This window comes from Streptomyces sp. NRRL F-6676 (assembly GCF_000725625.1).
Lineage (GTDB): Bacteria > Actinomycetota > Actinomycetes > Streptomycetales > Streptomycetaceae > Streptomyces.
This window is the reverse complement of sequence record NZ_JOHS01000050.1, coordinates 1-17,698: the sequence shown is the minus strand read 5'-3', so window position 1 is coordinate 17,698 and position 17,698 is coordinate 1. Positions and strand designations below refer to the sequence as shown.

Genomic DNA, 17,698 nt, shown 5'->3' with positions numbered 1-17,698 from the left:
ACCGAGGGGGGCCACCGGGCGGCGCGCGGCGGCCCCCTCAGTGCACCGGGCGCCGCCCCGGGCGTGCCACCCGGTCGTAGTGGTCCTCGACCACTGCCGTCATCGCGCCGATCGGGTCCGCGCCGACCTCCTTGGCGGAGAAGAAGACATGGCCCGTCACCTGGGGGTACTCCGCCGCGAACGTGAGGTGGCGGGAGAGTTCGGCCGGGTCCTGCCAGGCCTCCGGCTGCGCGGGGTCGCCCGCCTTGTACAGGGCCTCCCCGATGTACAGCTCCACGCCCGTGCCCTTGGCCACGGCCGACCACCACGGCACCAGTTCCGCGTAGTCCGCCGCCGGGAAGCCGATGTTCCAGTAGACCTGCGGGCAGAGGTAGTCGATCCACCCCTCGCGCACCCATTTGCGTGTGTCCGCGTACAGGTCGTCGTACGTCTGCACGCCCGCCCGCGTGGCCGAGCCGCGCGGGTCCGTGGCGGCGTTGCGCCAGACGCCGAAGGGGCTGATGCCGAAGCGCGCGGCGGGCCGCACCTCGCGGATGCGGGCGGCGGTCTCCAGGATCAGCTTGTCGATGTTGTCGCGGCGCCAGGCGGCCCGGTCGGGAAAGCCGTCGCCGTGCGCCGCGTACGCCTTGTCGTCGTCGAAGGTCTGGCCGGCCACCGGGTACGGGTAGAAGTAGTCGTCGAAGTGGACGCCGTCGACCCGGTAGCGGCGCACCGCGTCGAGCATGGCGTCCTGGACGAAGGCGCGGACCTCGGGCAGCCCGGGGTTGTAGTAGAGCTTCCCGCCGTACGGCACGACCCAGTCGGGGTGGCGGCGGGCGGGGTGGCTCGCCACCAGCCGGCCGGGGTCGGTGTGGTTGGCGACGCGGTAGGGGTTGCACCAGGCGTGCAGTTCGAGCCCGCGCGCGTGGGCCTCCCGCACGGCCGTGCCCAGCGGGTCCCAGCCGGGGTCCTGCCCCTGGGTGCCGGTCAGATACTCCGACCAGGGCTCGTACGGCGAGGGCCACAGCGCGTCGGCGGTGGGGCGGACCTGGAAGAAGACGGCGTTGAGCTTCCGCTCGACGGCGATGTCCAGGTGGGTCAGGAGTTCGGCCCGCTGCTGGGCCGCGGTCAGTCCGGGCCGGGTGGGGAAGTCGCGGTGGGAGACGGTCGCGAGCCACATGCCGCGCATCCGGTTGGTCCTGCCGCGCCGGCCCCGGCCGTCGCCGGAACTGTCGATGGCCGCCGCGTCGCCCGCTACCACCAGTGACGTCAGCGCGGCCATGGCGAACGCCCGCCGTGACAACCGTCCCATCGCACACCCCACACTCCGCGGACCCGCCCGGTTGCGGGTCGCCCGGCGCACCAGCATGCCCGACCCGGGCGATCGATCATCAGTACTTGGGGGTAACGTGCACGATCGGAGCAGGCGACGGACCACCCGCCCTGGCGAACGCAGCGGAACGAAGAGAAACAAAGGGGACGATGTGACCGACATCGAACGCGTCGGAGTGGTGGGCTGCGGCCAGATGGGTGCCGGTATCGCGGAGGTGTGCGCCCGGGCAGGTCTGGAGGTGCGGGTCGCCGAGACCACCGGCGAGGCCCTGGAGATCGGCCGTACCCGGCTGTACAACTCGCTGACCAAGGCGGCCGAGCGCGGCAAGATCAGCGCGGAGGAGCTGGAGTCGACGCAGGCGCGGCTGAGCTTCACCACCGATCTGGGCGAGTTCGCCGACCGCGATCTGGTGATCGAGGCGGTCGTCGAGAACGAGCAGGTGAAGACGGAGATCTTCCAGGTGCTCGACCAGGTGGTGACCCGCTCCGACGCGATCCTCGCCTCCAACACCTCCTCGATCCCGCTGGTGAAGCTGGCGGTCGCCACCTCGCGCCCCGACCATGTGATCGGCATCCACTTCTTCAACCCGGCGCCGGTGCAGAAGCTCGTCGAGCTGATCCCCGCGCTCACCACCTCCGAGGGCACGCTCGGCCGCGCCCAGCTCTTCGCCGAGAAGGTCCTCGGCAAGCACGCGATCCGGGCCCAGGACCGCTCCGGCTTCGTGGTGAACGCGCTGCTGATCCCGTATCTGCTCTCCGCGATCCGGATGTTCGAGTCGGGCATCGCCAGCCGCGAGGACATCGACAACGGCATGGAGATGGGCTGCGCCCACCCGATGGGCCCGCTGAAGCTGTCCGACCTGATCGGCCTGGACACGGTCGCCTCGGTGGCCGACAGCATGTACCAGGAGTACAAGGAGCCCCTGTACGCCGCTCCCCCGCTCCTCCAGCGCATGGTCGACGCGGGCCGGCTGGGCCGCAAGACCGGCTCGGGGTTCTACACGTACGCCTGACGTCCTTTCCCACGGACCCGGCACTTCCTCCCCGGAGAGTGCCGGGTCCGTGGCGTTCACACGGTGTGTGCGGGGCGGGTTCGCATATGCCAGTCGCACACTCTCCTCAGCGGTCGGGCGGAGGAGTTCACTCCTCATGCACATGCAACGAACGGGTCGACCAGGAAAGGAGCGGACCCGTGACCGCCGACCCCGATCATCCGGTCATCCATCCCGACGTGGCGGAGCTGCGCCGCCGGCTGGACGTGGCGCACGCCCGCGTCGAGGGCGGACTGGCCCTGCTCACGCACCGCACCGAGCAGACCGCCAAGGACGTCGACGAGCTGAGCACGCGGCTCGCCGCGCTGGAACACGCGCGCTGGCCGCTGCCCTCGCTCGCCGTCCTGACCGCCCTCGGCGCGCTCGTCGTCGCGGTCTGGGAGGCGCTGGGCCACTGACCGGCGGCGCAAGGACTCAGGGCCGCGTGTCCTGACCGAGTCGGAGGTGATGCAGGAGCAGTAACGCGGCCGCCATGTTGGCGGCCGGGACCTCGCCGCGGGCGACCAGGTCGGGGACGAGCTTGAGGGGCACCCACTCCCTGCGGTCCGATTCGAAGTCGTCCACGGGGTGGCCCGTGTAGGCGCCCTCGTCGGTCCAGTAGACGTGGTGGCGGGCGTCGGTGAGCCCGTTGGACGGCTCGACGCTCATCAGGTGCCGCAGCGGTCCCGGCCGCCAGCCGGTCTCCTCCTCCAGTTCCCGGGCGGCGGCCGCGGCGATGTCCTCGCCGTCCTCGACGACGCCCGCCGCGAGCTCCCACCCCCAGCTGTCGGTGATGAAACGGTGCCGCCACAGCAGCAGCACCTCGTTCGCCTCGTTGACCACGGTGGCCACGGCGACGGGCCGCAGCCGGATGAGGAAGTGGTCCAGGTGCCGGCCGTCCGGGAGGACGACGTCCGCCAGATTGACGCGGAACCAGCGGTTTTCATACACGGTTTGTTCGTTCTCTTTCGTCCACTGCACGGTTCTGCCACCTTTCGTCGAGTAGGTGGCAATATCGCAGCAGCGGTGGCGGGGCCTACAGCGGTACGCGGAGGGCGCCGTCGATAAGGGCGGCGGCCTCGGCCGTGCCCGCGCAGCCGCTGCGGACCAGATGCTCACGGACCGCGCGGAGCCGGTCGCGCAGCCGCTGGGACTCCATGCCGCGCGCGGCCTCCGTCATCTCCACGGCCGTCGCGGCCGCCTTCTCGGCGTTGCCGCGGCGCAGCTCGATGTGGCTCAGCATGGCGAGCCGGTGCACCCGGCCCCGGTCGTGCGCCGGGGTGCCGACCGCCGCGGCCGCGTGCCGCCCGGCCGCCGTGAGGTCGCCGAGGCTCAGCAGCGCCTCCGCCACCTGGACGTTGACCAGACCGGGCTGGACGTACCCGGTCTCGTCCGGTTCCCGGCCGCGCCGGATGTGCTCGGCGGCCGCCTCGGCCCGCCGGATGCAGGACAGCGCGCCGCTGCCGTCGCCGAGGTGCGCGTACGTCTTGGCCTGCATCGCGTACAGGTCCGAGGCGAGCGCGGGGGTGATCGTCTTCCCCGCGGCGCGCAGCGCGGCCTCGGCGAAGGCGACGGCCTGCCGGTACTCCCGCAGGAACAGCGACTGGTTGACGAGCAGCGCGATCACGTACGCGCCCAGCCCCCGGTCCCCGCTCGCCTTCGCCAGCCGCAGCGCCTGGTGGAAGTAGCGCTGGGCCAGCCCGTGGGCGTCGGAGTCGTACGCGCAGATCCCGGCGATCGCCACCAGGCCGCCGGTGGCGCGGTGCAGTTGGCGCCCGGTGGCGTCGGTGTAGCCGCCGCGCAGCAGCGGGGCCGCCTCGGCGTTGAGGAAGCCGACGATACGGGCGCGGGTCGCGACGCCGCCGGCCTTGCGGTACATCTGCTCGTAGTGGCCCCGGGCGGTGCGCAGCAGGTCGATGTCGGCGAGGCTCACGTGGTGCCGTCCGCCGCGCGAGACGTCGGTGTCCTCGGGCGGGTTCTCCCACTCCCACACCGGCATCACGGCGGGCGTGCCGGTGACGGCGGGGGCGCCGAGGACGTGCGGGCGCTGCTGTTCGTCGGAGCGCCACAGGGCGGTGGCCCGCTCGACGAAGCCGGAGAGGGTGGAGTGGCCGGCCGGGTGCGGGGCGGCCTGGTCGCCAGGGCCGCCGGGGAGGCCGAGCCCGATGTCGTCCAGCGTCACCGGGCGGTGCAGCCGGGCGGCGAGCACCTCGCAGATCAGGTCGGGGACCTGGCCGCGCGGGCGCTGCCCCTTCAACCACCGGGCGACAGCGGTGTGTTCGTACCGCAGGGCCAGGCCGCGGGCGCGGCCGGCCTGGTTGACGTGGGCGGCGAGGCCGGCGTGCGAGACGCCCGCCTCGTCGAGGATCGCGTCGAGCAGAGTGTTGGGCTGCATGGGTGCCCCCGGTCCCTCGGTGGGCACAGGGTAGTGCGGACCGGTTCACACGGGGTGTGAACGGAGTGCGCGCGTCCGGGGCGTGCGTTCGCTGCCGCGGGGGGTGGGGGGCCGGTTGACTGGGGTGCCTCGCAAGAGGCGGCCGGGCCGCCGGCTCCCCCTCGCACCAGACGGCGGCCCGCCCCCGGCGTATCGGTTCGCACCGGTACGCCGGGGGGGCCCAAGCCGCCCTCTCAAGGCTCACCGGGGGTACCTGGGAAACGCCGGGGGCGTGCGGGTGTGTACGTCAACTGCGGATGCATCGTGGCTTGTCGCGCAGTTCCCCGCGCCCCTTGGAGGGGCGCTGCGCGCCCGATCAGGGGCGCGGGGAACTGCGCGAGCAACCATGTACCGGCCGCAGCCGACGCACGACGCGAACCCCCTTGTGCAGAGGGGCCCGGGGCGTCAGCCCCGCAGTGTCGCCCCCGTCCGCTCGCCCGCGAGGGCGACCGCCGCGTCGCGCGCCGCCGACGCCTCGTCGACCGTGAGCGTCCGGTCCCCCGCGCGGAAGCGCAACGCGTACGCCAGCGACTTGCGCCCCTCCCCCAGCTGCTCCGCGTTCTCGTAGACGTCGAACAGCCGGACGGACTCGAGGAGTTCACCGGCACCCTCGCGCAGCGCGGCCTCGACGTCGGCCGCGGGGACCGCCTTGTCGACGACGAGCGCGACATCCTGCGTCGCGACGGGGAACGTCGAGATGCGGGGCGCCCCGAGGACGCCCTCCCCCGCCCGCTCCAGCACGTCGAGTTCGACCTCCGCCGCGCACGTCCGCTCCGGCAGGTGCATCGCCTTGACGACCCGCGGGTGCAGCTCACCGGCGTGTCCGACGAGCGTCTCCGCGCCGTCGACCACCGCGTAGAGCCCCGCGCACCGCCCGGGGTGCCACGGCGCGTGCTGCTCGGCGCGGACCGTCAGCTCCACGCCGTACTCGCCGGCGACGACCCGTGCCGCCTGGATCGCGTCCGCCCAGTCGGACGGGCGCCCCTTGCCCCACCAGCCGGCCTGCTCGCGGGCGCCCGCCAGGACGACCGCGGCCCGGCGCGGCTGGCGCGGCAGTGCCGCGTCGAGCGCGGCCAGGTCGGCCTCGGAGGGCCGGCGGTCGACCGGCAGCCGGGCCGGGATCCGCTCCTCGCCGGTGGGCCGGAAGACCAGGCCGGTCTCGAACAGCGCCAGGTCGTGGCTGCCGCGCCCGTCGTTGCGGCGCAGCGCGCCGAGCAGGCCCGGCAGCAGCGTCGTACGGAGGGCGGGCTCCTCGTCGGAGAGCGGGTTGACGAGGGTGACCAGCGTCCGGCGCGGGTCGTCGGCGTCCAGGCCGAGCTGGTCGAGGGCGGCCTCGCCGAGGAACGGGTAGTTCAGCGCCTCGACGTATCCGGCGCCGGCGAGCGCGCGGCCGACCCTGCGGTGCAGCCGCTGCCGCTCGGTCAGCCCGTGGCCGGGCAGCGGCCGGGGCAGCGTGGAGGGCAGGTTCTCGTAGCCCTCCAGGCGGATGACCTCCTCCGCCAGGTCGTTGGGGTCGGTGAGGTCGGGCCGCCAGGACGGCACGGTGACGAGCAGCTCGTCCTGCCCGTACACGTCGCACCCGATCTGCTGGAGACGGCGTACGACGGTCTCGCGGCCGTACGCCACGCCCGCCACCCTGTCCGGGTGGTCGGCCGGGATGGTGATCGTGTGCGGCGCGGAGGGCGCGATGATCTCGGTGACACCGGCCTCGGCGGTGCCGCCGGCGAGCAGCACCAGCAGGTCGACGGTGCGCTGGGCGGCGGCGGAGGCCGCCTCCGGGTCGACGCCGCGCTCGAAGCGGCGGGAGGCCTCGGAGGAGAGCTTGTGCCGGCGCGCGGTGCGCGCGACGGAGACGGCGTCGAAGTGCGCGGCCTCCACGACGACCTCGGTGGTGGTGCCCTCGGCGTCGTCGATCTCGGTGTTGGCGCCGCCCATGACGCCGGCCAGGCCGATCGGACCGCGGTCGTCGGTGATGACCAGGTCGTCGGTGGACAGCTTCCGGGTGACACCGTCGAGGGTGGTCAGCTGCTCGCCCGCCTCGGCCCGGCGCACGCCGATGGTGCCCTGGACGCGGGAGCGGTCGTACGCGTGCAGCGGCTGGCCGAGCTCCAGCATCACGTAGTTGGTGATGTCGACGGCGAGCGAGATCGGGCGCATGCCCGCCTTCTGCAACCGCCGGGTGAGCCAGATCGGGGAGCGGGCCTCGGGGTCGAGGCCGGTCACCGTGCGGGCGGTGAAGCGGTCGCAGCCGAAGGGGTCGGCGACCTTGACCGGGTGGCCGAAGGCGTTCGGCGCGGGCACGTCGAGCAGCGCCGGGTCGAGCAGCGGGATGCCGTAGGCGATGGCGGTCTCGCGGGCGACGCCGCGCATCGACAGGCAGTAGCCGCGGTCGGGGGTGACGGCGATGTCCAGGACCTCGTCGACGAGCTGGAGCAGCTCGATGGCGTCGGTGCCGACCTCGTACTCGGGCGGCAGCACGATGATGCCGTGCGTGCCGTCGTCACCCATGCCCAGCTCGTCGGAGGAGCAGATCATGCCGTGCGAGACCTTGCCGTAGGTCTTGCGGGCGCTGATCGAGAAGCCGCCCGGCAGGGTGGCGCCGGGCAGCACCACGACGACCTTGTCGCCGACGGAGAAGTTGCGGGCACCGCAGACGATCTCCTGCGGCTCGCCGGTGCCATTGGCCTGCCCGACGTCGACGGTGCAGAAGCGGATCGGCTTCTTGAAGCCCTCCAGCTCCTCGATGGTCAGCACCTGTCCGACGACGAGCGGGCCCTTGAGGCCGTCGCCGAGCTGTTCGACGGTCTCGACCTCGAGGCCGGCCGAAATGAGCTTGGCCTGCACATCGCGGCCGGTCTCGGTGGCCGGCAGCTCGACGTACTCCCGCAGCCAGGAAAGCGGGACCCGCATCAGATCTCCATCCCGAACGGCCGGGTGAACCGGACGTCACCCTCGACCATGTCTCGCATGTCTTCGACGTTGTGGCGGAACATCAGCATCCGCTCGATGCCGAACCCGAAGGCGAAGCCGCTGTACTTCTCGGGGTCGACGCCGCAGGCGGTGAGCACCCGGGGGTTGACCATGCCGCAGCCGCCGAGTTCGATCCAGCCCTCGGAGGAGCAGGTGCGGCAGGGCCGGTCGGGGTTGCCGACGGAGGCGCCCTTGCACACGTAGCAGAGCATGTCCATCTCGGCGCTCGGCTCGGTGAAGGGGAAGTAGTTCGGCCGCAGCCGGGTCTTCATCTCCGGGCCGAACAGCGACTGGACCATGTGGTCGAGGGTGCCCTTGAGGTCGGCCATGGTGAGGCCCTCGTCGATGGCGAGCAGCTCGATCTGGTGGAAGACCGGGGTGTGCGTGGCGTCCAGCTCGTCGGTGCGGTAGACGCGGCCGGGGCAGACCACGTAGACCGGCGGCTCGCGGTCGAGCATGCTGCGGGCCTGCACCGGGGAGGTGTGGGTGCGCAGGACGACGCCGCTGTCCTCGCCCTCGGCGCCCTCAACGCCCTGGACGAAGAAGGTGTCCTGCATGGTGCGGGCGGGGTGGTTGGGCGCGATGTTGAGGGCGTCGAAGTTGAACCACTCGGCCTCGACCTCGGGGCCCTCGGCGATCTCGTAGCCCATGGAGACGAAGACGTCGGCGACGCGCTCCATCATCGTGGTCAGCGGGTGCCGGGCACCGGCCGGGACGCGGTCGTACGGCAGCGTGACGTCGACGGCCTCCTCGACCAGCACACGGGCGTCCCGCTCGGCCTCCAGTTCGCTCTGGCGGCCGGCCAGGGCCTTGTTCACCGCGCCGCGGGCCATGCCGACGCGCCTGCCGGCGTCCGCCTTGGCGTGCGGGGGCAGGGCGCCGATCTCGCGGTTGGCGAGGGCCAGCGGGGAGGCGGGGCCGGTGTGGGCGACCTTGGCCTCGTGGAGCGCGTCGAGGGAGTCCGCGGCGGCGAAGGCGGCGAGCGCCTCGTCCCGCATGCGCTCGATCTGTTCCGGTTTCAACGCCTCGACCTCGACAGGGTCGTACGACTTATTGGGTGCCGACATCTCTTCCCGTGCTTCCGGTTGGCTGGCTGAAGGTCCCCGTCACCGATCCGAGCTGGGATCGTCACCGACTTCGGGACGCAAAGGTGCCAAAGGCCAAGTCTAACGGGGGTGAGGTGTGCGGATGCGCCCGTGGGTCGGGGCCTGCTCTCAGGTGAGGTAGGCCGGGAGCGCCACGGGCAGCGTAAATCGGAACCGCGCGCCGCCGCCGGGGGCGCGGCCGACCGTGATGACGCCGCCGTGGGCCTCGACGATGCCCTTGACGATGTACAGCCCGAGGCCCGTGCCGCCGCGCTTGCTGCCCCGCCAGAAGCGGGTGAAGACGCGGTTCATGGACTCCTCCGGGATGCCGGGGCCCTCGTCGCTCACCGTGACCGACGTGCCGGCCTCCTCCCCTTCGCGGGGGGACGCCGAGGGCGTGATCTCGATGGTGACGGTTCCCTCGCCGTGGCGCACGGCATTTTCCAGCAGATTGCTGAGCACCTGGTCGATCTTGTCGGGGTCGGCCCACAGCGCGGGCAGCGGGTGTTCCAGGCGGAGCAGGAACCGGTCGGCGGGCTGTCCGGCGGCGACGTAGGCCTGGATGTGCCGGCCGACGGCGGCGCCGATGTCGACGGGCTGGCGGCGGACCTCCAGGCGCCCGGAGTCTATGCGGGAGATGTCGAGGAGTTCGGCGATGAGCCGGGTGACCCGGTCGGCGTCGGCGTCGACGGTCTCCAGCATCAGCCGTTTCTGGTCGTCGGTGAACCGCTCCCATTTGGCGAGCAGGGTCGCGGTGAACCCCTTGACGCTGGTGAGCGGGGAGCGCAGTTCGTGGGCGACGGTGGCGATCAGCTCGGCGTGACTGCGCTCGGTGCGGCGGCGGGCCTCGGTGTCGCGCAGGCAGACGACGACGCGGCGGACGGGTCCGGTGGGCTCGGTGCGCACGTAGCGGGCGGAGACCAGGACCTCGCGGCCGCCGGGCAGCAGCAGATTGCGCTCCGGCTGGCGGGTGCGGGTGGCGAGGCCACCGTAGGGGTCGGTCAGCTGCCACCAGCGGCGGCCCTCCAGGTCCTCCAGCGGCAGGGCCTCGGCGAGAGGGCGGCCGAGGACGTCGGCGGCGCGGCGGGCGGTGACGCGCTCGGCGGCGGCGTTGAAGCGGACGACGCGGCCGCGCTCGTCGGCGACGACGAGGCCGTCGGGGAGGTCGTCGGGGTCGATACCGGCGTCGGTGCCGGGCCCGGCCGGGTCCGCGTCGGAATCACCGGCGTGGCCGCCCCGACCGTCCCGCAGGTCCCCGGACCCGGAATCCGGTCCGGCCCCGGAATCCGGCCCGGATCCGGTCCCGATCCCCGGTTCCCTGCTCGTGCCGACACTCATCCCCGCACCCCACCTCTCTTCCGGCGTGGGCCCCGAACCCTGGTCACCCTACTGGCCGTCGGTGACGGACCGGCACCCTCCGGCGGCGCGCTGTGCACGCGCGGACGCGTAGAGACATACGGCCGCGGCGGTCGCCAGGTTCAGACTTTCGGCCCTTCCGTGGATCGGGACGCGTACGACGGCGTCCGCGAGGGCGCGGGTCTCCTCGGGCAGCCCCCAGGCCTCGTTGCCGAACACCCAGGCGGTGGGGGTGCCCATGGTGCCCTTGTCGAGCTCGTCGTCGAGGTCGTCGGCCCCGGCGCCGTCGGCGGCGAGGACGCGCACCCCGGCGTCCCGCAGCCCGCCCACGGCCCGCTCGACGGTGACGCCCACGGCGACCGGCAGATGGAACAGCGAGCCGACGGAGGCGCGCACGGCCTTGGGGTTGTACAGGTCGACGGAGGCGTCGGTGAGGACCACCGCGTCCGCACCGGCGGCGTCCGCGCAGCGCAGCACGGTGCCGGCGTTGCCGGGGTCGCGGACGTGGGCGAGGACGGCGACGAGGCGGGGCCGGGCGGCGAGGATCTCCTCGAACGGCGTGTCGAGGAACCGGCACACCCCGACGAGGCCCTGCGGGGTGACGGTGGTGGAGATGTCGGCGATGACGTCGTCATCGGCGAGGTGCACGCGGGCCCCGGCGTCGCGGGCCGCGCCGACGATGTCGGCGTACCGCTCGGCGGCGTCGGCCGTCACGAACAACTCGACGAGCGTGGCGTCACCGCCCGCGTCCCGGTGCGCGGCCGCCTCCCGCACGGCCTGCGGCCCCTCCGCGAGGAACAGCCGCTTCTTCCCCCGAAAATTCCGCCGCCCGAGCCGCCGGGCGGCGCCGACACGGGGTGAACGGGGAGAGATGAGCATGGACTACCTTCAGGCTCGATGAACGGGCACCCGCATGCGGGCAGCAGGGGCGCCAGGCTGTGTTCTCTACGCGGCTCACCGTGCCCCGTAAGGGGCGCGGGGCCGTGTTCTCTGCGCGGCTCCGCCGCGGGGCCGCGACCAGCCCCCACCGGCGGTCAGCCGACAACGCACCCCCGGGGTCCAAGGGGCGGAGCCCCTTGAAAGGACGGGAAGGGTAAGGGCGGCGGGGGCGAAAACGCACTCGGCACCACCACCGCCCCGACGCAGTCGGACCCGCAGGCCGGCGAGGGCCTGCGGGTCCGATCCGGCGACGGCTCAGCGCCGACGCGACGTCACGCGGCCTTCGGCGCGTTGACGTCCGACGGCAGCGCCTTCTGCGCGACCTCGACGAGCGCCGCGAACGCGTTCGCGTCGTTGACCGCCAGCTCCGCCAGGATCTTGCGGTCGACCTCGACGTTCGCGGCCTTCAGACCCTGGATGAAGCGGTTGTACGTCATCCCGTTGGCGCGGGCAGCGGCGTTGATGCGCTGGATCCACAGCTGACGGAAGTCGCCCTTGCGCTTCTTGCGGTCGTTGTAGTTGTAGACCAGCGAGTGGGTGACCTGCTCCTTGGCCTTGCGGTACAGGCGCGAACGCTGCCCGCGGTAGCCGGAGGCCTGCTCGAGGATCGCCCGGCGCTTCTTGTGGGCGTTGACTGCCCGCTTGACGCGTGCCACTTGATTGACTCCTTGTAGCGGGGCCGCGGTCTGTCCTCACGCGGCCCGAAAACGACTGGGTCCCGGTCTCGGCGTACGGCGCTCAGCGGCGCCGTACGTCACTTGCCGAGAAGCTTCTTGATCTTCGCGGCGTCGCCCGGGGCCATCTCGGCGTTGCCGGTGAGGCGACGCGTCACGCGGGACGACTTGTGCTCGAGCAGGTGGCGCTTGCCGGCGCGCTCACGCAGCACCTTGCCGGAGCCGGTGATCTTGAAGCGCTTGCTGGCACCGCTGTGCGACTTGTTCTTCGGCATAGCGCCGTTCTCTCCTCGTCGGTGGCGTTCCGGTGCCCGGTTCCGAGAACCGGGCACGGTGGAACGTCGCTCTTGTATCGGTTACGTCCTGGAGGCTCGCGCCCCCGGGATCACGCCTCGGCCGGAGCCTCGGCAGGAAGCTCGGCCTCGTCGACGTCGTCCTGGTCGGCGTCCGCGGCGTTCTGCGAGCGGCCGGGGTGGGCCTTCGCCTCCGCCTTGCGGGCTTCCTGCGCCTGGCGGGCCTCGGCCATCGCCTCGGTCTTCTTCTTGTGCGGACCGAGAACCATGATCATGTTCCGGCCGTCCTGCTTCGGGTTCGACTCGACGAAACCGAGGTCCTGGACGTCCTCCGCGAGCCGCTGCAACAGCCGGTAGCCGAGCTCCGGCCGGGACTGCTCGCGACCACGGAACATGATCGTGATCTTGACCTTGTCGCCCTGCTTGAGGAACCGGACGACGTGACCCTTCTTGGTGTCGTAGTCGTGCGGGTCGATCTTCGGCCGGAGCTTCATCTCCTTGATGACCGTGTGCGCCTGGTTCTTGCGCGCCTCACGGGCCTTCATGGCCGACTCGTACTTGAACTTCCCGTAGTCCATGAGCTTGCACACGGGCGGACGGGCGTTCGCCGCGACCTCGACCAGGTCCAGGTCGTACTCCTGCGCAAGCTCCAGGGCCTTGGCAAGCGGGACAATCCCGACCTGCTCGCCGCTGGGACCGACAAGTCGCACCTCGGGAACGCGAATCCGGTCGTTGATGCGGGGCTCGGCGCTGATGGATCCTCCTCGGTTAGCACCACACGGCGGTCTGGCGGACAGCCGTGTTTTGTCTGGGTGACATAGGGACCAACCATCGCGGCGCATCAAAAATGCCCCGGACGGGACACAGGCGGAACTCCGAAATGCCGGAGCACCGCCGCGGTCGACCGCGGGGCGCGCTTTCGGACGACCGCACCGTCCGTACGGGGAAGTACGGAGCGATGACCGTCGTCTGACCGGTGACCCGCCGTCCCGGAGGGCGGTCGGGTGGGAGATCGGAGCCTCCACTTGCGGGCCGGACACATAAGTGTTCGGCCGGTCGTCACACAAGGTTAGCAGCCGGCGGAGGCGTGCGCTAATCCGGTGTCCGCCGCCACCGTACCCGCCGGACGCCCATGCCTCCGGTCCCTCCCCCCTCCCCGGCTCCGGTGTCAAGGGGGCGGGCGGCGGGCCCTATCGTGTCCCTCATGAGTGACACCTCCCCCTCGGACGGCCCCGACACCTCCGCGCAGGGCCCCGAGGCCCCCGGCACGCCCGGCTTCGACGACATGACCCGTGACATCGCCGAGGTCCCGGCGGTCGAGGTGATCGTGACCGTCGCGGTCAATCTGATGAGTGCCGCCGCCGTCAAGCTCGGGCTGACCGAGGAGGGCGACACGTACAAGGACCTGGACGAGGCCCGCAAGCTGGTGACCGCCCTCGCCGGGCTGCTGGACGCCGGCGCGACCGAGATCAGCTCCTTCCACGCCGCCCCGCTGCGGGACGGCCTGAAGTCGCTCCAGCTCGCCTTCCGCGAGGCGTCGCTCGTCCCGGACGAGCCGGGCCAGGGCCCGGGCGAGAAGTACACGGGCCCGGTCTTCGGCTGAGCACCCGCCCGTTCCTTCTCACCGCCTGACGTACAGCGCCTCGCCCGGCGGGTTCGTGCCCGCCGGGAGCAGGGCCAGATCCAGCCCGCGCACCAGGCGGGCGCGCAGCGTCTCGTCGGCCGCGAGACGGCCGGCGACCGCGCGGGCGGCGTCCTCCGGTGCCCCCTCCGGGTCCACGACGAGCGCCAGCGTGCCGTCCGCCCGGCCGGGGCCCAGATACGCGCCGAGCACCGCGGGCTCGGCGGCGACGGCGGCGCGCACGGCCTCCCGTACGGCGGGATCGGCCAGCGGATCGGTCGTCGTACGCCCCTCGGCGAGGGCGCGGAGCGCCGGGCCGGTCAGCTCGTAGGGCACCGGCCCCGCCAGGTCGAGCACGATCGTGTCCGCCTTCTCGTGCGCCGCGGCCCGCAGCGCCTGGTGCAGGGGGACGGCCACGGGGCGGGCGGCCGGGTCCCAGCGGGCGAGCGACGCGGTGGAGGTGAACGCGGGCAGCGCGGTGCGCCCGCCGGCCTTCAGCGTGGGCACGGCCATGTCGCTCGTCTTCTCCCGGCGCAGCCCGTTCTCGTCCTGTTCCACCTCTCCGAGCACGGCGACGACGGGCACGAGCAGCCGGGCGCCCTCCAGCGCCGCCAGGACGGGCCCGTGCGCGGAACGGTCCTCCGCCCAGGCGGCGAGCGCGGCGCTCAGCGCGGGGTCGGCGGTGCCGTCGTCGTCGGAGAAGCCGGGGTCGGGGATGTTCTTGTTCGCCACGGTCACCGACCCTATCGGGGGCGGGCGGCCCCGCCCGTACGGGTCCGGGCGGGCACGGCGGTCCGTGCGTTCACGATTTTCTCAGGGCTCTCTGATCCCTGTCTCATGCGCGTCCCATGGGGCGCACAGCGGGTGCTCCGAGCATCGCGGGCATGGAGTCCCGAAGAGCGTCCCGCCGTCGCGCCCGCCCCTCCCGGCGCCGTCCCCTGCTCGTCGTGCTCCTCGTGACCGCCGCCGTCGCGGGCGCCACGGCCGCGGGCACGGTGTATGTGCGGGGGCAGGCGCACGGGGGCGATCACGCCGTATCGTCGCCCTCGACGGCGGCGTCCGGCGCGGGTTCGGACGCGGCTTCGGCTTCGGGGAGCGGGGAGGCTTCGGTGGAACCTGCGACGGATCCGTCGGTGGACCGGGGCGAGGCGCTGGCCGCGGCGATGAAGGGGGTCGCCCTCCCGGACGGGGCGCGGGTGTCGGTGGCCGTGCTCGACGTGGACTCCGGTGAGCACGCCGCGTACGGCGACGCGGCGTTCGACACGGCGAGCATCGTCAAGGTCGACATCCTCGCGGCGCTGCTGCTCCAGGCGCAGGACGCGGACCGGTCGCTGACCGCGCAGGAGAAGACGTACGCCACCGCGATGATCGAGAACAGCGACAACACCTCCGCCTCCGCGCTGTGGGACACGATCGGGCGGGCGGACGGTCTCGACGCGGCCAACAAGCGGTTCGGGCTGACGGCCACACAGGGCGGCGACGGACCGCTGTGGGGGCTGACGCAGACCACCTCGGCCGATCAACTGCTCCTGCTCCAGCAGGTGTTCGGCGAAGGCGGGGCGGCCGCCGACCCGCTCCTGGACGAGGCCTCGCGGTCGTATCTCCAGGGGCTGATGGGCAACGTCGAGACGGACCAGAGCTGGGGGGTGTCCGCGGCGGCCGGTTCGGCGTCGGCGGCGTACGCCCTGAAGAACGGGTGGCTGGCGCGGAGCACCACGGGACTGTGGGACGTCAACAGCGTCGGGCGGATCACGGCGGCCGGCGGGGACCACTGTCTGGTGGCCGTGCTGTCCGAGGGGCACGCCACGCAGGCCAAGGGGATCGCGGTGGTGGAGGCGGCGGCCCGGGCGGCGGTCGGGGTGCTCTCCGGGGCTTCGTAGGAGACCCGGTCAGACAGGGCCGTCCGACGGGTGCCGGGTGCGCCACAGGACCACGGCCGCCACCAGCAGGACCGCGCCCAGGCCGCCCGCGAGGGGGCCCGCCCAGCCGGTGGAGCCTCCGTCGTCGTCCGTGCTGTCGGGGCCGGGGCCGAAGTACTTCTCGGGGTAGGCGGCGGCGTGCAGCTGCCGGGGTTCCAGCCGGGCCGCCGCCTTCAGGGCCGCCGCGGGGTCGACGAGGCCGAAGCCGCGGGCGTCGTCGCGGCCGCCGGTCGGGGCATTGCGGGCGGTGTCCTCCAGGAGCTGTTTGACCTGGGCCGGGGTGAGGTCCGGGTGGACGGCCTTGACCAGGGCGGCCGCACCCGAGACGAACGCGGAGGCGGCGCTCGTGCCCCAGCCCTCGTAGTACTGGCGGTCGGGGTCGGCGATGACGACGTCCACGCCGGGCGCGGCGACGGTGGCGTACCAGTGGCGGGTGGAGAAGGCGGCGCGAGTGCCGTAGCGGTCGACGGCGGTCGCCGCGATCACGCCCGGGTAGGCGGCCGGGTAGGAGATGTGGTCGCCCTTCTCGCCGCCGTTGCCCGCGGAGGCGACGACGACGGAGCCCCGCTTCAGCGCGTACTGGACGGCCTCGTCCTCGGCCGGTTCGGGGTGGGCGGACTCGGAGTCGTCGCCGAGGGAGAGGTTGATGACGTCGGCGCCGTGGTCGGCGGCCCAGCGGATGCCCTCGGCCAGGGCGTTGCCCCGGGTGTCGCGAGCCTTGGTGCGGGCCGGGTCGCCCTCCTCCAGGATGACGCGGACGGGGAGGATCCTGGCCTCCGGGGCGACGCCGAGGACGCCGTCGGCGTGGCCGGCGCCGTGTCCGTGGCCGGCGATGATGCCCGCCATGGCGGTGCCGTGCCGGGCCCAGGGGCGGTCGCCGCGGCCGGCGCCGAAGCCGATCATGTCCTTGCCGGCCAGGACGTTGCCGGCCAGGTCGGGGTGCTGGTCGTCGACGCCGGTGTCGAGGACGGCGACGGTGACGCCCTTGCCCTTGGTGGTCGCCCACGCCTCGCTGGTGTGCATCGCGTCCAGCGCCCACTGCTGGGCGCGTATGCCGTCGGCGTGGGCGGTACCGGCGGGGGTGAGGGCGACGAAGGCGGCGGCGAGGAGGGGGGTGAGGAGGCGGGCGGCTCGGCGGCGGGTGCGGTGCGGGCGGGGGGCGTGGGGGTGAGGGCGAGGGCCGTGGGTGCGGGTGCGGCTGCGGGTGCGGGTGCGGGTCGTCATGACGGTTCCTCCGTGGCGGAGGCGACCGCCGTGCGCAGCTTGCGTTCGACGCGGTCGGCGAGGCCCTTGGCCTCGTGGCCGAGGCCGGCCTGGGCGGGGGCGGTGGTGGCGCCGGACTCCATGGCCGCCGCGGCGGGTTCGGGGTCCGTGACCCTACGGCCGTCGGCGAAGCCGGAGACGGCGTAGACGACGACCGGGGCGTCGGTGAGCACGGACAGGGTCCACGAGGCGCGCTGGGCGTCGCCGAAGTCCGCGGCGACGGTGTCCTTCGCGGCGTACGGACGGGGCATCAGGTCGGCGCGGCGGTCCAGGCGCTGCTTGGCGAAGCGGGCCTTCAGAGCGGCCATGGCGGTGGCGTCGGCGCGGGTGAACAGCAGGCCGACGGTGGTGACATGGCTGCGGGTGGCGTCGGTGTACGTGGCGCGCAGGAGCCGGAGGCAGCCGACGGGGGCGAGGGCCTTGCGCAGCAGCGGGTCGAAGGCGTGGGCGCAGGTGGTGTCGGGGGCTACGGCGACGCGGGTCCAGGTGCGGTCGGAGCCGCCGGGGCCGGCGCCGTCGCCGTCGACGGTGGGGGGGAAGAGGCGGTCGACGGGGAGGGTGTGCCAGAGGTCGGCGGCGGCGGTGTAGGTGGTGCGGGCGTCGTCGTCGGCCGGGTCGCCGCCGGTGAGCCAGCTGCCGGTGGCCGCGCCGCCGAGGAGGCCGGCGCCCAGCACGAGGCAGGCCGCCGCTGCGGCGGCCCTCGTGCGTATGCGGTCGCCCAAGGGGTGGGGGCGGCTCGTGCGGGTGTCGAACGTTTCGGGGTCGGCGAGGGTGATGTGGGGGCGGGGGCGGGGGGTTGTGG

At 73.2% G+C, this 17,698-nt stretch carries 16 protein-coding genes and 1 pseudogene; 4 read left to right on the top strand and 13 right to left on the bottom strand.

Going from position 1 to position 17,698, the window contains the following annotated elements; all coding sequences use genetic code 11:
- Nucleotides 1–37 precede the first annotated feature (37 nt).
- Nucleotides 38–1,291 carry a glycoside hydrolase family 10-like protein gene (locus tag IO29_RS25400; protein ID WP_030381841.1) on the bottom strand — a complete coding sequence of 418 codons (1,254 nt, stop codon included), beginning with the start codon at nt 1,289–1,291 and terminating at the stop codon, nt 38–40.
- Between the two features lie 172 nt (nt 1,292–1,463).
- On the opposite strand from IO29_RS25400, the gene IO29_RS25395 reads away from it, so the two are divergent.
- Both IO29_RS25395 and IO29_RS25390 read left to right on the top strand, forming a co-directional pair.
- A complete protein-coding gene (locus IO29_RS25395) occupies nt 1,464–2,324 on the top strand; it encodes a 3-hydroxybutyryl-CoA dehydrogenase (protein ID WP_030381840.1) in 861 nt (286 codons plus the stop codon).
- Nucleotides 2,325–2,503: 179 nt separating this feature from the next.
- Nucleotides 2,504–2,761, top strand: a complete 258-nt coding sequence (locus tag IO29_RS25390) for a hypothetical protein (protein WP_030381839.1) — start codon at nt 2,504–2,506, stop codon at nt 2,759–2,761.
- A 16-nt stretch (nt 2,762–2,777) separates the two neighbouring features.
- Here IO29_RS25390 and IO29_RS25385 read toward each other — a convergent pair whose 3' ends face one another.
- The 9 genes and pseudogenes from IO29_RS25385 to infC form a co-directional block, all read right to left on the bottom strand.
- The gene (locus IO29_RS25385) at nt 2,778–3,323 is read right to left on the bottom strand and encodes an NUDIX domain-containing protein (RefSeq protein ID WP_030381838.1); all 546 of its coding nucleotides are present in this window, start codon (nt 3,321–3,323) and stop codon (nt 2,778–2,780) included.
- A gap of 55 nt (nt 3,324–3,378) precedes the next feature.
- Nucleotides 3,379–4,737 carry an NsdA family TPR-like regulatory protein gene (locus tag IO29_RS25380; protein WP_030381837.1) on the bottom strand — a complete coding sequence of 453 codons (1,359 nt, stop codon included), beginning with the start codon at nt 4,735–4,737 and terminating at the stop codon, nt 3,379–3,381.
- A 444-nt stretch (nt 4,738–5,181) separates the two neighbouring features.
- A complete protein-coding gene (pheT, locus tag IO29_RS25375) occupies nt 5,182–7,686 on the bottom strand; it encodes a phenylalanine--tRNA ligase subunit beta (protein ID WP_030381836.1) in 2,505 nt (834 codons plus the stop codon).
- Entirely contained in the window at nt 7,686–8,813 is a 1,128-nt protein-coding gene (gene pheS, locus IO29_RS25370) for a phenylalanine--tRNA ligase subunit alpha (RefSeq protein ID WP_030381835.1), read from the bottom strand. The genes pheT and pheS overlap by 1 nt, the downstream gene beginning before the upstream one ends.
- Nucleotides 8,814–8,960: 147 nt before the next feature.
- Nucleotides 8,961–10,169 (bottom strand): sensor histidine kinase, encoded by a 1,209-nt coding sequence (locus IO29_RS25365; protein WP_030994031.1) that lies wholly within the window; start codon nt 10,167–10,169, stop codon nt 8,961–8,963.
- A gap of 48 nt (nt 10,170–10,217) precedes the next feature.
- Nucleotides 10,218–11,066 (bottom strand): TrmH family RNA methyltransferase, encoded by an 849-nt coding sequence (locus tag IO29_RS25360; RefSeq protein ID WP_030381834.1) that lies wholly within the window; start codon nt 11,064–11,066, stop codon nt 10,218–10,220.
- 332 nt (nt 11,067–11,398) lie between these two features.
- Nucleotides 11,399–11,782 (bottom strand): 50S ribosomal protein L20, encoded by a 384-nt coding sequence (gene rplT, locus IO29_RS25355; RefSeq protein WP_030381833.1) that lies wholly within the window; start codon nt 11,780–11,782, stop codon nt 11,399–11,401.
- Nucleotides 11,783–11,880: 98 nt separating this feature from the next.
- A complete protein-coding gene (gene rpmI, locus IO29_RS25350; protein WP_003977225.1) occupies nt 11,881–12,075 on the bottom strand; it encodes a 50S ribosomal protein L35 in 195 nt (64 codons plus the stop codon).
- A 110-nt stretch (nt 12,076–12,185) separates the two neighbouring features.
- A pseudogene (infC, locus tag IO29_RS25345) lies at nt 12,186–12,873 on the bottom strand (translation initiation factor IF-3).
- Nucleotides 12,874–13,297: 424 nt separating this feature from the next.
- Here infC and IO29_RS25340 point away from each other — a divergent pair.
- Nucleotides 13,298–13,696, top strand: coding sequence for a DUF1844 domain-containing protein (locus IO29_RS25340; RefSeq protein ID WP_030381831.1), 399 nt, complete (start codon nt 13,298–13,300; stop codon nt 13,694–13,696).
- Nucleotides 13,697–13,714: 18 nt separating this feature from the next.
- Here the strand turns inward: IO29_RS25340 and IO29_RS25335 are convergent, their stop codons facing one another.
- The gene (locus IO29_RS25335) at nt 13,715–14,446 is read right to left on the bottom strand and encodes an SseB family protein (protein ID WP_030381830.1); all 732 of its coding nucleotides are present in this window, start codon (nt 14,444–14,446) and stop codon (nt 13,715–13,717) included.
- Nucleotides 14,447–14,598: 152 nt separating this feature from the next.
- On the opposite strand from IO29_RS25335, the gene IO29_RS25330 reads away from it, so the two are divergent.
- The gene (locus IO29_RS25330; RefSeq protein WP_030381829.1) at nt 14,599–15,594 is read left to right on the top strand and encodes a serine hydrolase; all 996 of its coding nucleotides are present in this window, start codon (nt 14,599–14,601) and stop codon (nt 15,592–15,594) included.
- A gap of 9 nt (nt 15,595–15,603) precedes the next feature.
- Here the strand turns inward: IO29_RS25330 and mycP are convergent, their stop codons facing one another.
- Complete coding sequence (gene mycP / locus IO29_RS25325) at nt 15,604–16,857, bottom strand: type VII secretion-associated serine protease mycosin (protein ID WP_051707886.1); 1,254 nt, start codon at nt 16,855–16,857, stop codon at nt 15,604–15,606.
- The coding region (locus tag IO29_RS25320) for a hypothetical protein (RefSeq protein WP_037840594.1) at nt 16,854–17,698 on the bottom strand (845 nt) is incomplete at its 5' end. The genes IO29_RS25320 and mycP, both read right to left, overlap by 4 nt.

Bases quoted from the DNA above. Each gene is read 5' to 3' on its own strand.
- IO29_RS25400 (WP_030381841.1), bottom strand. From the start codon at position 1,291: ATGGGACGGTTGTCACGGCGGGCGTTCGCCATGGCCGCGCTGACGTCA.
- IO29_RS25380 (WP_030381837.1), bottom strand. From the start codon at position 4,737: ATGCAGCCCAACACTCTGCTCGACGCGATCCTCGACGAGGCGGGCGTC.
- pheT (WP_030381836.1), bottom strand. From the start codon at position 7,686: ATGCGGGTCCCGCTTTCCTGGCTGCGGGAGTACGTCGAGCTGCCGGCC.
- pheS (WP_030381835.1), bottom strand. From the start codon at position 8,813: ATGTCGGCACCCAATAAGTCGTACGACCCTGTCGAGGTCGAGGCGTTG.
- IO29_RS25365 (WP_030994031.1), bottom strand. From the start codon at position 10,169: ATGAGTGTCGGCACGAGCAGGGAACCGGGGATCGGGACCGGATCCGGG.
- IO29_RS25360 (WP_030381834.1), bottom strand. From the start codon at position 11,066: ATGCTCATCTCTCCCCGTTCACCCCGTGTCGGCGCCGCCCGGCGGCTC.
- rpmI (WP_003977225.1), bottom strand. From the start codon at position 12,075: ATGCCGAAGAACAAGTCGCACAGCGGTGCCAGCAAGCGCTTCAAGATC.
- IO29_RS25340 (WP_030381831.1), top strand. From the start codon at position 13,298: ATGAGTGACACCTCCCCCTCGGACGGCCCCGACACCTCCGCGCAGGGC.
- IO29_RS25330 (WP_030381829.1), top strand. From the start codon at position 14,599: ATGGAGTCCCGAAGAGCGTCCCGCCGTCGCGCCCGCCCCTCCCGGCGC.
- mycP (WP_051707886.1), bottom strand. From the start codon at position 16,857: ATGACGACCCGCACCCGCACCCGCAGCCGCACCCGCACCCACGGCCCT.